Source organism: Streptomyces sp. NPDC046727 (assembly GCF_040645635.1).
Classification (GTDB): domain Bacteria; phylum Actinomycetota; class Actinomycetes; order Streptomycetales; family Streptomycetaceae; genus Streptomyces.
The window spans coordinates 128,251-141,608 of the sequence record NZ_JBEYYR010000006.1; the positions used below are offsets into that span (position 1 = coordinate 128,251).

A 13,358-nucleotide genomic window follows, 5' to 3' on the forward strand; every position below is an offset into this window, starting at 1 on the left:
GCTGCCGCCGATCGTGTTTAGGTGCGTCCTGTGGCTCTCTTATTGACACCGACCGAAACGGGGATGTGACCGCATGGCCGCAGGAGGCTTCTGCAAACTGCCGAACGGCACGGTGGTGGTGGCGCTGAACCTGCCGTACGGCTCCGCCGGGGTGCGGGTGCTCGTGCACGCCCAGAACCGCGCCCGGGCCCTGACCAGGCTCCGCAATCTGGGCCTGCGGGCGATCTACCTCCGGGGCAACGCCGCACCGCCCACGCCGGACGAGATCACGGCGGTCCTGCACCATCCCGACGGGCTGATATGGCGGACGTCCCCTACGGACAACGGTGTCATCGTGACCGAGTTGTGGCATCCCATCCGCGCGCTGCTGCGCAGGTCAGCGGTGGTCCAGTAGGGGTTGCTCGGGTGCCCCGCCCGGCGCTGCCCCTAGGCGTTCACCACGGGCTTGCCCGTCAGCTCGACGCCCGCCTCCCGCAGTTCCTCCAAGGCCCGGTCGGTCGTCTCCGGGGCGACCCCCGCCGTGAGGTCCAGGAGGACCTGGGTGCGGAAGCCCTCCCGGGCGGCGTCCAGCGCGGTGGCCCGCACGCAGTGGTCCGTGGCGATGCCGACGACGTCCACCTCGGTGATCTCGCGGGCGCGGAGCCACTCGGCCAGCGGGACCCCGTTCTCGTCGGTGCCCTCGAAGCCGCTGTAGGCCGCCGAGTACGCCCCCTTGTCGAACACCGCGTCGACCGCGCCGGAGGCGACGGCGGGGGCGAAGTTCGGGTGGAAGCCCACGCCCTCCGTGCCCGCGACACAGTGCGCGGGCCAGGAGCGGACGTAGTCGGGGTTGTCCGCGAAGTGGCCGCCGGGCGCGATGTGGTGGTCGCGGGTGGCGACCACGTGCCGGTACCCGGCCCCCGCCGCCTGCCCGATCAGCTCGGTGACGGCGGCGGCCACGTCGGCGCCCCCGGCCACCGCGAGACTGCCCCCCTCGCAGAAGTCGTTCTGCACATCTACGACGATCAAGGCGCGGCGCATGGTGGGTGTCCTTCGACTGAGAGTGAAGTAACTGAGCCTAGAGACTTCCGGGCCCGTGCGGGAGGGGGCGTTCGAGGGCGGACGGGGTCCCGCATTAGCTACCCGAGCGCCCGTGGACGTACTCCGTCGGGATGACGGGTTCCCCACGGGAGAGCTGGGTAGCGGAGAGCGGCAGATTCGCGCGGGCCGCGATGTGACGGTCCCGGGGCACGTCCAGCGGCTCGCGGGCGACCACCTCGCCGCCCTTGACCAGCTCGACCAGCAGCTGCCGGTCGGCCAGCTCCGCCGGGACCGGCCCGGTGCCGACGACCTCGGCCTCCGCGACGCCCTCCGCGTCCAGCCGGCGCGCGGCCCACTTGCGCCCGCCGACGGAGATCTTGCCGCCGCTGGACTTCTTCGCGACCGGCACCAGCGGTGCCTTCGGATCGGCGGACTCGGCCCGGGCGACCAGCTTGTAGACCATCGAGCAGGTGGGGTGCCCGGAGCCGGTCACCAGCTGGGTGCCGACGCCGTACGCGTCCACGGGCGCCGCGGCCAGCGAGGCGATGGCGTACTCGTCCAGGTCGGACGTCACGACGATCTTCGTGTGTGTCGCGCCCAGCTCGTCCAGCTGCTGCCGCACCCGGTGGGCCACCAGCAGCAGGTCGCCGGAGTCGATGCGGACCGCGCCCAGCTCGGGCCCGGCCACCTCCACCGCCGTACGGACGGCCTCGGCGACGTCGTAGGTGTCCACCAGCAGGGTCGTGCCCCGGCCGAGGGTCTCCACCTGGGCCCGGAAGGCGTCCCGCTCGCGGTCGTGGAGCAGCGTGAAGGCGTGCGCCGAGGTGCCGACGGTCGGGATGCCGTAGCGGAAGCCGGCGGCCAGGTCGGAGGTGGTGGCGAAGCCGCCCACGTAGGCGGCGCGCGCGGCGGCCACCGCCGACAGCTCGTGGGTGCGGCGGGCGCCCATCTCGATCAGCGGGCGGTCACCGGCTGCGGAGGCCATCCGGGAGGCGGCGGCGGCGATCGCGGAGTCGTGGTTGAGGATGGAGAGGATCACCGTCTCCAGCAGGACGCACTCGGCGAAGCTGCCCTCGACGCGCATGATCGGCGAGCCGGGGAAGTACACCTCCCCCTCGGGATAGCCCCAGATGTCCCCGCTGAAGCGGTAGCCGGCGAGCCACTCCAGGGTCTCCTCGTCGACGATCTGCCGCTCGCGCAGGAAGCCGAGGACGCCGTTGTCGAAGCGGAAGTTCTCCACCGCGTCCAGGACCCGGCCGGTGCCGGCCACCACGCCGTAGCGGCGCCCGTTCGGCAGCCGCCGGGTGAAGACCTCGAACACGCTCCGCCGTTCGGCCGTACCGGCCTTCAGGGCGGCCCGCAGCATGGTCAGCTCGTACTGGTCCGTGAAGAGCGCCGTCGAGGGAACATCCACCGGCAGCCCAAGGTCCGCTGTGTTCATGACGAGAAGCGTACACCCCTTTTCGTCGGTGTGACGATTTGTGCGGGCCGTGGCAGCATGGGCTGTGTGACGTCACCCGCGCCCGTAGAGATCGAACGCACCGAGTCGGCGGAGGAGGTCTTCGCCGTACCCGAGCCCGACGTCCCCTGGGTCACGATCGTCCACAACGACCCGGTCAACCTCATGAGCTATGTGACGTACGTCTTCCAGACGTACTTCGGCTACACCAAGGACAAGGCCACCAGCCTCATGCTGGACGTCCATCACAAGGGCCGGGCGGTCGTCTCCAGCGGGAGCCGCGAGGAGATGGAGCGCGACGTGCAGGCCATGCACGGCTACGGTCTGTGGGCCACCCTTCAGCAGGACCGGAAGTAGCGACCGAACCCACATGCCCGGACATTTCGAACCGCTCCCCGGCGGCGGCGCGGCCGTCGCACTCGACGACGTCGAGATCTCCATCATCCGGTCGCTGGCCGTCCAGCTGCTGGAGCTGATCGGCCCCGGTCCCGGTGCCGACGCCCCGGAGGACCCGCTCGCCGAGCTGTTCGCCGAGGGTCCGAGCGAGCCGCCGGCCGACCCGGTGCTGCGCCGGCTCTTCCCGGACGCCTACAGCGACCCGGAGCGGGACCCGGCCTCCGCGGCCGAGGCCGAGGAGCGGCGGGCGCACTCCGCCGAGTTCCGCCGCTACACCGAGAACGACCTGCGGGCCGGCAAGCGGGAGAACGCGCTCGGGGTGATCCGCTCCCTGGACGCGCTCGCCCCGGTCGACGAGGGCGGGGCGGTGCTCAAGCTGTCCCCGCAGGAGTCCCGGCAGTGGCTCGGCGCCCTCAACGACCTCCGGCTGGCGATCGGCTCCCGGCTGGAGATCACCGACGAGGACGACACCGATCTGCTCTACCGGCTGCCGGAGGAGGACCCCCGCAAGCCGATGGTGCTGGCCTATCTCTGGCTGGGTGGGCTCCAGGAGACCCTGGTTACGACCCTTATGCCGTAATCGGGTGGATTTGCCCCCTACAAGTGTTCGCTCAGAGGACGCTCAAATCCGGATAACGATCCCGTCACCTTTGTGGCCGGTTTTGATGCATTCGGCGGCACTTTGTCCGGTTCTTCCTGTGTGATGCGCCACATCGGCTCGCTGTGATCAATATTGCGGCCGTGATAAATCTTCACGACCGCCCGGCCAACACCACCCATGTTCGGCCGGGTGCGCCACCGAGCCGACGACCGTCGGCCAGGCAACAGCTCCATCAATCCGGGGGGATCGAGACCCGATCCGAGGCCGACGAAAGGCCCGGGTCGGCATGGAGAAAGGCGCACCACACATGACCTCAGCGCAGGTCGACCAGTATCGCGACGGCAATGAGGCCGTGCGTGCGGAGGGCACCGAGGGCGAGGGGTATCAGCGCGGGCTCGGCGCCCGGCAGATCCAGATGATCGCCATCGGCGGTGCCATCGGCACCGGTCTGTTCCTCGGCGCGGGCAAGGGCATTTCCAAGGCCGGCCCGAGCCTGATCCTGGCGTACGCCGTCGCGGGCCTCGTCATCTTCTTCATCATGCGGGCACTCGGCGAGCTGCTGATGTACCGCCCGGTGTCGGGCTCCTTCTCGGAGTACGCGCGCGAGTTCATCGGCCCGTTCGCCGGCTTCGTCACGGGCTGGACGTACTGGCTGTTCTGGGTGGTCACGGGCATCACCGAGGTCACCGCGGCGGCTGCCTACATGACGTACTGGTTCGACATCCCGCAATGGGTGTCGGCCCTGATCTTCACGATCATCCTCTACGGCGCCAACCTGATCTCCGTGAAGCTCTTCGGTGAGCTGGAGTTCTGGTTCTCCATGGTCAAGGTCACCGCCATCATCGGCATGATCCTGATCTGCGTCGGCATCCTGACCGTCGGCTTCTCCGACGCCGGTGACACCGCCTCCGTCAGCCACCTGTGGAGCGACGGCGGCTTCTTCCCGCACGGCGTCGGCAACACGCTGATGACGCTCCAGATGGTCATGTTCGCCTTCCTCGCCGTCGAGCTGGTCGGCGTGACCGCGGGCGAGTCCAAGGACCCGAAGACCGTGCTGCCCAAGGCGATCAACACCGTGCCGTGGCGCATCGCCGTCTTCTACGTCGGCGCGCTGATCATGATCCTGTCGGTCGTGCCGTGGACCAACTTCCACCCGGGCGTCAGCCCCTTCGTGGCCGCCTTCGAGAAGATGGGCTTCGCCGCCGGCGCGGGCATCGTCAACTTCGTCGTGCTCACCGCCGCGCTCTCGTCCTGCAACTCCGGCATGTACTCCACCGGCCGCATGCTGCGCGACCTGGCGCTCAACAGCCAGGGTCCGAAGATCTTCACCAAGCTGACGCGCAGCGGCACCCCGCTCGTCGGCACCACGGTCTCCGCCGCGCTGATGCTCGTCGGCGTCTGGATCAACTACCAGTGGCCGGGCAAGGCGTTCGACTACGTGGTCTCCTTCGCGACCATCTCCGGCATGTGGGCCTGGATCGTCATCCTGCTCTGCCAGATCCGCTACCGTGCCAAGGCCAACCGCGGGGAGCTGCCCCAGTCGGAGTTCCGCACGCCGGGCGCGCCGTTCACCACCTGGATCGCCCTCGCCTTCATCGGCATGGTGATCGTGCTGATGGGCATCGACAAGGACGCCCGGGTCTCGCTGTACTGTGCGCCGCTGTGGGGCCTGATCCTCGGTGTCGCGTACCTGGTGCTCAAGCGCCGCAACCCGGAGGCCGCCGCCTTCCACAAGCGCTGACGGACACCCTCCCCAGGACGTCCGGCCGTCGGGAGCACTCGTGGCGCCCCCGACGGCCGCCGCTCAGGACGTCCGCCATGTGGGCCGTCCCGTACCATCCCTCGGTACGGGACGGCCCCTTTGCTTATCCTGACCCCCATGCTGACCATCACCCAGGCACTCGTCGACCAGATCGTCGCCCACGCGCGCAAGGACCACCCCGACGAGGCGTGCGGCGTCGTCGCGGGCCCGGCCGGCTCGGACCGCCCCGAGCGCTTCATTCCGATGCTGAACGCGGCCATGTCGCCCACGTTCTACGAGTTCGACTCGGGCGACCTGCTCAAGCTCTACCGCGAGCTGGACGACCGCGACGAGGACCCGGTGGTCATCTACCACTCCCACACCGCGACCGAGGCCTACCCCTCCCGCACGGACATCTCCTACGCCAACGAGCCCGGCGCGCACTACGTCCTGGTGTCCACCGCCGACACCGACGGCCTCGGCGAGTTCCAGTTCCGCTCGTACCGCATCGTGGAGGGCGAGGTCACGGAGGAGGAAGTGAAGGTCGTGGAGACCTACTAGGGGCCTGTCGCTCGCCGGCAAGGACAGGGTCTCGATCTCCGGACGGATTGCGTCCGGCATGTGGAATCACACTCCGGGAACCGAAGGGGGAATCGATACGATGAGCCCATGGTTTTCCACGACGTGAGCGAGAAGACGCCGGGCTTGCTGCTCGTGGCGCGGCTGCACGTCGACCTGTGCAGGCTCGCCAGCGCCATCTGTTGACGCCGGCCTGCCGCCGTACGGCCGTGAGCCGCGGCGCCCAGACCCGCGTACGTCGCCCGTGCGCCCCGCGCCGCCGCGCGCCCACCGACCAGACACCTTCCGACAGGAGCCCTGAGCCATGGCCATCGAGGTCCGCATCCCGACCATCCTCCGCCAGTACACCGACGGTCAGAAGGCGGTGGAGGGCAGCGGGAGCACCCTCGCCGAGCTCTTCGCCGACCTCGAGACCCGGCACACGGGCATCCAGGCCCGCATCGTCGACGAGGGCAAGCTGCGCCGCTTCGTCAACGTGTACCTGAACGACGAGGACGTCCGCTTCGTCGACGGCATCGACACCAAGCTGACCGACGGCGACACCGTGACCATCCTGCCGGCCGTGGCCGGCGGCATGCGCTGATCGGTCGCTGAGCAGCGATGCGCTACGACTCCCCGCTGGCCGCGGTGGGCAACACCCCTCTGGTGCGCCTGCCGCGGCTGTCGCCGTCCCCGGACGTCCGCATCTGGGCCAAGCTGGAGGACCGCAACCCCACCGGCTCGGTCAAGGACCGCCCCGCCCTGCACATGATCGAGCAGGCGGAGAAGGACGGCCGGCTCACCCCGGGCTGCACCATCCTGGAGCCCACCTCCGGCAACACCGGCATCTCCCTCGCGATGGCGGCCAAGCTCAAGGGCTACCGGATGGTGTGCGTCATGCCGGAGAACACCTCCCAGGAGCGGCGGGACCTGCTCGGCATGTGGGGCGCCGAGATCATCTCCTCGCCGGCCGCCGGCGGCTCCAACACCGCGGTGCGCGTCGCCAAGGAGCTGGCCGCCGAGCACCCCGACTGGGTGATGCTCTACCAGTACGGCAACCCGGACAACGCGGGCGCCCACTACGCGACCACCGGCCCGGAGATCCTCGCCGACCTCCCCTCGATCACCCACTTCGTGGCGGGTCTGGGGACGACGGGGACGTTGATGGGCGTCGGCCGCTACCTGCGCGAGCACAAGCCGGACGTGAAGATCGTCGCCGCCGAACCGCGCTACGACGACCTGGTCTACGGCCTCCGCAACCTCGACGAGGGCTTCGTCCCCGAGCTGTACGACGCCTCCGTCCTCACCACCCGCTTCTCGGTCGGCTCGGCCGACGCGGTCACCCGCACCCGTGAACTCCTCCAGCAGGAGGGCATCTTCGCGGGCGTCTCCACCGGCGCCGCCCTGCACGCGGCGATCGGCGTCGGGAAGAAGGCCGTCAAGGCGGGCGAGAGCGCCGACATCGTCTTCATCGTGGCCGACGGCGGCTGGAAGTACCTCTCCACCGGCGTCTACACGGCGGCCACCACCGAGGAGGCCATCGACACGCTCCAGGGCCAGCTCTGGGCATAGCGGCGGATCCGCGCACGCCGGTGGTACGTCACATCCGTACCAGGACACCGGCAGAAAGGCGGACCCCATGCGCCGTACGACGCCCATCGCCCTCGCGGCGGCAGCGCTGCTCCTCGCGGGCTGCGGCTCCCAGCAGGACACCGGGGGCAGCAGCGACAAGGTGTCGGCGCCGCCCCGCGGCTCGGCGCCGTCGCCCACCCGGTCCGCGGGCGACTGCACCGGCCAGGCGGAGCTGACCGCCGCCGATCACGGCCGTACCGTCTGCGTGACCAAGGGCGGCGAGGTGCGGCTGACCCTGGACGGCACCAAGGCCCGCCCCTGGAAGCCGGTCGCCGCGAGCGGCACGGGCCTGGAGGCCATCAACGCGGGCTTCGTACTCCAGCCGGGTGACGCCACGGCCGCGTACCGGGCGGTGGCCGCCGGCACGGTGAAGCTCACCTCGTCCCGCCCGCTGTGCGCCGAGCCCACCGCCCCCGGCCAGGTCTCCTGCAAGGGCATCGAGGAGTGGGCGGTCACCGTGCGGGTGGACTAACCCGCCAGGTGCCTGACCTGGTCCCACAGGACCGGGTCGACCACGCCCACCCGGCGGCGGAAGCCGTCCACCGGTACCTCGCGCAGCTCGTCGGTCTCCACGAAGCTGGGCCGGCCCTGGGCGTCACCGACCGCGCCGGGCGGCAGCGGGATCACCCCGCAGCGCTCGTCGTGGTACTTGCTGGTGATCTTCGCGACGGTGGCCCGGTCGCCGCGCACGGCCAGCACCAGACACGGCCGGTCCTTCGTGCCGGCCCGGTCCTCGTAGGGGACGTTCGCCCACCAGATGTCCCCCGGGGCCGGCCGCTGCGCGTGCGGCCCCCGGATGCCCGCCCGGCCCGGCGGCCTCAGGCGCCGTCCAGCGGGGCGGCGACCGCGGCCCCAGCCGTCGACGAGCGTCGCGACGAGCGCGAGCAGCACCACCGCCGCGAGCGCCAGCCACCAGGACGTGTCCATACGACGACGTTACCGGCGCGCGCCGAACATCGCGCGCCCTCTTCCAAAGCCTGTGCGCCCCGAGTCCAGCCGAACCGGTGACAGCACAGGTGAGTTCGCCCACAACGGCCCCTGGCGGAGGAGCGACCCGCGCTTTTGCGCCTTACGCTCGACAAACCGCACGACCCCCGACAGCCCTCATCCTGAGTGGCCTCTCGTCCCGACCATCACTTTCCCGCCAACGGAGGTTTCTGCTTCATGAAGCTCACCGTCGTCGGCTGCTCGGGGTCGTTCCCGTCCGCGGAATCGGCCTGTTCGAGCTACCTCGTCGAGGCCGACGGCTTCCGGCTGCTTCTCGACATGGGCAACGGCGCCCTGGGCGAGCTGCAGCGCCACTGCGGTCTCTACGACCTCGACGCGATCTTCCTGAGCCATCTGCACGCCGATCACTGCATCGACATGCTCGCGTACTTCGTCGCGCGCTACTACCGCCACGAGGGCGGTCGCTGCGCCCCCCTCCCGGTCTACGGCCCCGAGGGCACCGAACACCGTCTGACCACGGCCTACGCGGACACCCCCTCCGCCTCCTCCATGAGCGAGGTCTTCGACTTCCACACGGTCAAGCCGTCCACGTTCGAGATCGGCCCGTTCACCGTGCACACCGAGCGGGTCCGCCACCCCGTGGAGGCCTACGCCATCCGCGTCGAGCACGGCGGGACGTCCCTGACGTACTCCGGCGACACGGGCGTCACCGAGGTGCTGGACGCGCTGGCCCGGGACACCGATCTGTTCCTGTGCGAGGCCGCGTTCACGCACGGCAAGGAGAGCATCCCCGACCTGCACCTCAACGGCCGCGAGGCGGGTGAGACGGCGGCCCGCGCGGGCGCCCGCCGCCTGGTCCTCACCCACATCCCGCCGTGGACCGACCCGCAGGTCAATCTGCGGGACGCGCGCGAGGTGTTCACCGGGCCGGTGGAACTGGCCGCTCCGCGGGTCACGTACGAGATCTGACCCCCAGGCATGCGCAAGGGCCCCGGAACCGACGAGGTTCCGGGGCCCTTGCGCATGTGCTGCCTGGCTACTTGGCCTCGGCCTTCTGCAGTTCCGCCAGTTCCTCGTCGGACTCGCGGCCCGGGGTCGGGAGGTTGAACCTGGTGATCGCGAAGCGGAAGATCACGTAGTAGACCGCCGCGAAGCACAGGCCCACCAGGACCAGCCCCCACGGGTTACTGGCGATGCCCAGGTTCAGTCCGAAGTCGACCGCGCCCGCCGAGAAGCCGAAGCCGTCCTTCATGCCCAGCGCCCAGGTCAGCGCCAGCGAGACACCGGTGAGGACCGCGTGGATCGCGTACAGGACCGGCGCGATGAACATGAAGGTGAACTCGATGGGCTCGGTGACGCCGGTGACGAAGGACGTCAGCGCCAGCGAGAACATCATGCCGCCGACGACCTTGCGGCGCTCCGGGCGGGCACAGTGCACGATCGCGAGGCAGGCGGCCGGCAGGGCGAACATCATGATCGGGAAGAAGCCGGTCATGAACTGGCCCGCGTGCGGGTCGCCGGCCAGGAAGCGCCCGATGTCACCGCTCTTGCCGTGGTACTCGCCGGCCTGGAACCACGGGAACGAGTTGAGCAGGTGGTGCATGCCGATCGGGATCAGCGCACGGTTGGCGACACCGAAGATGCCCGCGCCGACCGCGCCCGACTTGACCAGCCACTCACCGAAGTTGTGCAGGCCCGTGCCGAGGACCGGCCAGATGTAACCGAAGACGATGCCGATGACCAGGCCGGCGAAGGCCGACAGGATCGGGACCAGCCGGCGGCCGCCGAAGAAGCCCGCCCAGTCGGGCAGCTTGGTGCGGTAGAAGCGCTGGTAGAGCAGGGCCACCACGAGGCCCATCACGACACCGCCGAGGACCTTGGCGTCCACCGGGGCGTCCACCATGACGACCTTGCCGTCGACGACGGTCGCCACCTGCGGCAGGTTCTTGTCGGTGAACGTGGCGAGGACGTTCTTGAAGACCAGGTAGCCGGCGACCGCGGCGAGGGCCGTGGAGCCGTCCGACTTCTTCGCGAAGCCGATCGCGATGCCCACGGCGAACAGCAGCGCCATGTTGTCGAGGATCGCGTTTCCGCCGGCGGCCATGAAGGACGCTATCTTCGTCAGGAAGGCCGGGAAGGAGGGGCGGCCCAGCATGTCGGGGTTGCCGAGGCGCACCAGCAGGGCGGCGGCCGGCAGCACGGCCACCGGCAGCATCAGGCTGCGGCCGATGCGCTGCAGAACAGCCATCACGCCCGCGCCCTTCTTCTTCTCCGCCGCGGGAGCGGCGCTGGCCGTGGTCACAAGTTCCTCCAGTGGGCAAGGCGCCGCCCGGGGAACCACGGAAGGGGGAGGGACGGCAGCGTCTCTGGTCTACACCACCCAGTGGTGTAGACCTGTTGTAGCACGATGAAGGCGGTATAAGGAACCCACGGATCCGCTACCGCCGCGCTACGTATCGTGCTCGCCCCGACCGCCCTCTGTGCGGCTCACCTGACGTTGTCCCGCTCCATCTCCTCCGCCAGCTCCCGCGGCTCCCGGCCCGGCGTCTTCAGGTCGAACTTCGTGATGGCGAACCGGAAGACGGCGTAGTACACGGCCGCGAAGCCCAGGCCGATCGGGATGATCCCCCAGGGTTTCGTCGCCAGGTGCCAGTTGATGACGTAGTCGATCAGGCCCGCCGAGAAGCTGAAGCCGTCGTGCACCCCGAGCGCCCAGGTCACCGCCATCGAGGCGCCGGTGAGCACCGCGTGGACGGCGTACAGCGCGGGCGCGATGAACAGGAACGAGTATTCGAGCGGCTCGGTGATGCCGGTGACGAACGAGGTCAGCGCGACCGACAGCATCAGGCCGCCGACCTCCTTGCGGCGCTCCGGCCGGGCGCAGTGCGTGATCGCCAGCGCGGCGGCGGGCAGCGCGAACATCATGATCGGGAAGAAGCCCGAGGTGAACTGGCCGGCGTTCGGGTCGCCCTGCAGGAACATGTTGATGTCGCCGTGCACCACCGTGCCGTCGGGCTTGATGTAGCTGCCGAACTGGAACCAGATGGGCACGTTCAGGAACTGGTGCAGGCCCACCACCAGCAGCGCGCGGTTCGCGACACCGAAGACGCCCGCACCCCAGGAGCCCGCGTCCCGCAGCCACTGGCTGAAACTCTCCAGGGCGTCACCGATCGGCGGCCAGACCCACAGGCACAGCACCGCGAAGGCGATGGCGACGAAAGACATGATGATCGGCACCAGCCGCCGCCCGTTGAAGAAGCCCAGCCAGTCCACCAGCCTGGTGCGGTGGAAGCGGGCCCAGAAGAAGGCGGAGAGCAGGCCCATGACGATGCCGCCGAAGACGCCGGGGTTCTGGTAGGTGAAGGGGGACACCGTGCCCTCGGCCGCCTGGCAGCCGGTCACCACCACCTTGGCGCCCGCCGGGCACGTCTGCGGGAACTGGCGCAGGACGCCGTAGTAGACGAGGAAGCCCGCCACCGCCGCGAGCGCGGTCGAGCCGTCGGACTTCTTCGCCATGCCGATCGCGACGCCCACGCAGAACAGCAGCGGCAGCCCGAGCGTGCCGTCCAGCAGGGCGCCGCCCGCCCCGCTCATCACCTTGGAGACGTCGATCCAGCCCAGGCCGTCCTTGCCGAACACGTCGGACTGGCCCAGCCGGTTCAGGATGCCCGCCGCCGGCAGCACCGCGATGGGCAGCTGCAGGCTGCGGCCCATCTTCTGCATGCCCTGGAAGAGGCGGTTCCAGCGGACCCGGGCGGGGCTGACCGTGCTCTCGGCGCTCATGGGTTTGGCGACCTTCCCCACGGTGGTGTAGACCAGTTGGCGGACGGTTCCGCTGTCGTGATCGCCATCATTCGGCACGCACGGCATGACCGCTCGCAAAGATGGGCCAACTGTGGGTTACTGCGACAAAGCGGTTCGGATCAGGGAGAAGGAACATGGCCAGCAAGGCTGAGAAGATCGTCGCCGGTCTCGGGGGCATCGACAACATCGAGGAGATCGAGGGCTGCATCACCCGGCTGCGCACCGAGGTGTCCGACGCCAGCCTGGTCGACGAAGCCGCCCTGAAGGCCGCCGGCGCCCACGGCGTCGTCAAGATGGGCACCGCCATCCAGGTCGTCATCGGCACCGACGCCGACCCGATCGCCGCGGAGATCGAAGACATGATGTGAGCCTCCGGGCTCACCGGCGAGGGGCTCTTCCCGATGCGGGAGGAGCCCCTTCCGCATCTCCGGCTAGGCTCCATGCCATGTCTCGCATCGACGGCCGTACCCCCGAACAGCTCCGCCCGGTCACCATCGAACGCGGATGGAGCAAGCACGCCGAGGGCTCCGTCCTCATCTCCTTCGGCGACACCAAGGTCTTCTGCACCGCCTCCGTCACCGAAGGCGTCCCGCGCTGGCGCAAGGGCAGCGGCGAGGGCTGGGTCACCGCGGAGTACGCCATGCTGCCCCGCGCCACCAACACCCGCGGCGACCGCGAGTCCGTCAAGGGCAAGATCGGCGGCCGGACCCACGAGATCTCCCGGCTCATCGGCCGGTCCCTGCGCGCCGTCATCGACTACAAGGCCCTCGGCGAGAACACCATCGTCCTCGACTGCGACGTCCTCCAGGCCGACGGCGGCACGCGTACGGCCGCGATCACCGGCGCGTACGTGGCACTGGCCGACGCCGTCGCCTGGGCCCAGGGCAAGAAGCTGATCAAGGCCGGCCGGCAGCCGCTCACCGGCACCGTCAGCGCCGTCTCCGTGGGCATCGTCGGAGGGATCCCCCTCCTCGACCTCTGCTACGAGGAGGACGTGCGCGCCGACACCGACATGAACGTCGTCTGCACCGGCGACGGCCGCTTCGTCGAGGTCCAGGGCACCGCCGAGGCCGAGCCGTTCGCCCGCGACGAGCTCAACGCCCTGCTCGACCTCGCCGTCACCGGCTGCACGGAACTGTCCGCGATCCAGCAGGCGGCGCTGACGGCCACGCGCGCGTAAAGAATCCTTCAAGGGCCGG

The 13,358-nt window shown here is 69.8% G+C and carries 17 protein-coding genes; 12 read left to right on the top strand and 5 right to left on the bottom strand.

Annotated elements, in window-relative coordinates; genetic code table 11:
- Window positions 1–73: 73 nt before the first annotated feature.
- Window positions 74–394, top strand: coding sequence for a hypothetical protein (locus ABZ937_RS09495; protein WP_361688072.1), 321 nt, complete (start codon window positions 74–76; stop codon window positions 392–394).
- 32 nt (window positions 395–426) lie between these two features.
- Here ABZ937_RS09495 and ABZ937_RS09500 read toward each other — a convergent pair whose 3' ends face one another.
- A complete protein-coding gene (locus ABZ937_RS09500; protein WP_361688075.1) occupies window positions 427–1,020 on the bottom strand; it encodes an isochorismatase family protein in 594 nt (197 codons plus the stop codon).
- A 94-nt stretch (window positions 1,021–1,114) separates the two neighbouring features.
- Complete coding sequence (locus ABZ937_RS09505; protein WP_361688078.1) at window positions 1,115–2,461, bottom strand: nicotinate phosphoribosyltransferase; 1,347 nt, start codon at window positions 2,459–2,461, stop codon at window positions 1,115–1,117.
- Between the two features lie 57 nt (window positions 2,462–2,518).
- Here ABZ937_RS09505 and clpS point away from each other — a divergent pair, with 57 nt between their 5' ends.
- From clpS to ABZ937_RS09545, 8 genes are all read left to right on the top strand, one after another.
- A complete protein-coding gene (gene clpS / locus ABZ937_RS09510; RefSeq protein WP_361688081.1) occupies window positions 2,519–2,836 on the top strand; it encodes an ATP-dependent Clp protease adapter ClpS in 318 nt (105 codons plus the stop codon).
- A gap of 13 nt (window positions 2,837–2,849) precedes the next feature.
- On the top strand, window positions 2,850–3,455 hold the full coding sequence (locus ABZ937_RS09515) for a DUF2017 domain-containing protein (protein WP_361688083.1): 606 nt from the start codon (window positions 2,850–2,852) through the stop codon (window positions 3,453–3,455).
- Window positions 3,456–3,783: 328 nt separating this feature from the next.
- Window positions 3,784–5,217 (top strand): amino acid permease, encoded by a 1,434-nt coding sequence (locus tag ABZ937_RS09520; RefSeq protein ID WP_361688086.1) that lies wholly within the window; start codon window positions 3,784–3,786, stop codon window positions 5,215–5,217.
- A 138-nt stretch (window positions 5,218–5,355) separates the two neighbouring features.
- Window positions 5,356–5,778, top strand: coding sequence for a M67 family metallopeptidase (locus tag ABZ937_RS09525; RefSeq protein WP_361688089.1), 423 nt, complete (start codon window positions 5,356–5,358; stop codon window positions 5,776–5,778).
- Between the two features lie 108 nt (window positions 5,779–5,886).
- Window positions 5,887–5,982 carry a putative leader peptide gene (locus ABZ937_RS09530; RefSeq protein ID WP_323378004.1) on the top strand — a complete coding sequence of 32 codons (96 nt, stop codon included), beginning with the start codon at window positions 5,887–5,889 and terminating at the stop codon, window positions 5,980–5,982.
- Between the two features lie 118 nt (window positions 5,983–6,100).
- The gene (locus tag ABZ937_RS09535; RefSeq protein WP_361688092.1) at window positions 6,101–6,379 is read left to right on the top strand and encodes a MoaD/ThiS family protein; all 279 of its coding nucleotides are present in this window, start codon (window positions 6,101–6,103) and stop codon (window positions 6,377–6,379) included.
- 17 nt (window positions 6,380–6,396) lie between these two features.
- Window positions 6,397–7,347: a cysteine synthase gene (locus ABZ937_RS09540; RefSeq protein WP_361688095.1), complete on the top strand. Its 951-nt coding sequence runs from the start codon at window positions 6,397–6,399 to the stop codon at window positions 7,345–7,347.
- Between the two features lie 67 nt (window positions 7,348–7,414).
- Entirely contained in the window at window positions 7,415–7,879 is a 465-nt protein-coding gene (locus ABZ937_RS09545; protein ID WP_361688098.1) for a hypothetical protein, read from the top strand.
- On the opposite strand, the gene ABZ937_RS09550 is transcribed toward ABZ937_RS09545, so the two are convergent.
- Window positions 7,876–8,334: a type II toxin-antitoxin system PemK/MazF family toxin gene (locus ABZ937_RS09550; RefSeq protein ID WP_361688101.1), complete on the bottom strand. Its 459-nt coding sequence runs from the start codon at window positions 8,332–8,334 to the stop codon at window positions 7,876–7,878. The two genes, ABZ937_RS09545 and ABZ937_RS09550, sit on opposite strands and share 4 nt — an antisense overlap.
- A gap of 237 nt (window positions 8,335–8,571) precedes the next feature.
- Here ABZ937_RS09550 and ABZ937_RS09555 point away from each other — a divergent pair, with 237 nt between their 5' ends.
- A complete protein-coding gene (locus ABZ937_RS09555) occupies window positions 8,572–9,324 on the top strand; it encodes an MBL fold metallo-hydrolase (RefSeq protein WP_361688104.1) in 753 nt (250 codons plus the stop codon).
- Between the two features lie 67 nt (window positions 9,325–9,391).
- Here the strand turns inward: ABZ937_RS09555 and ABZ937_RS09560 are convergent, their stop codons facing one another.
- On the bottom strand, window positions 9,392–10,657 hold the full coding sequence (locus tag ABZ937_RS09560) for a PTS transporter subunit EIIC (RefSeq protein ID WP_361688107.1): 1,266 nt from the start codon (window positions 10,655–10,657) through the stop codon (window positions 9,392–9,394).
- 185 nt (window positions 10,658–10,842) lie between these two features.
- Window positions 10,843–12,138 carry a PTS transporter subunit EIIC gene (locus ABZ937_RS09565; RefSeq protein ID WP_361688110.1) on the bottom strand — a complete coding sequence of 432 codons (1,296 nt, stop codon included), beginning with the start codon at window positions 12,136–12,138 and terminating at the stop codon, window positions 10,843–10,845.
- A 155-nt stretch (window positions 12,139–12,293) separates the two neighbouring features.
- Between ABZ937_RS09565 and ABZ937_RS09570 the strand changes: the two genes are divergently transcribed.
- Entirely contained in the window at window positions 12,294–12,527 is a 234-nt protein-coding gene (locus ABZ937_RS09570; protein ID WP_030610403.1) for a PTS glucose/sucrose transporter subunit IIB, read from the top strand.
- A gap of 77 nt (window positions 12,528–12,604) precedes the next feature.
- Window positions 12,605–13,339, top strand: coding sequence for a ribonuclease PH (rph, locus tag ABZ937_RS09575; protein WP_361688114.1), 735 nt, complete (start codon window positions 12,605–12,607; stop codon window positions 13,337–13,339).
- The last annotated feature ends 19 nt before the right edge of the window (window positions 13,340–13,358 follow it).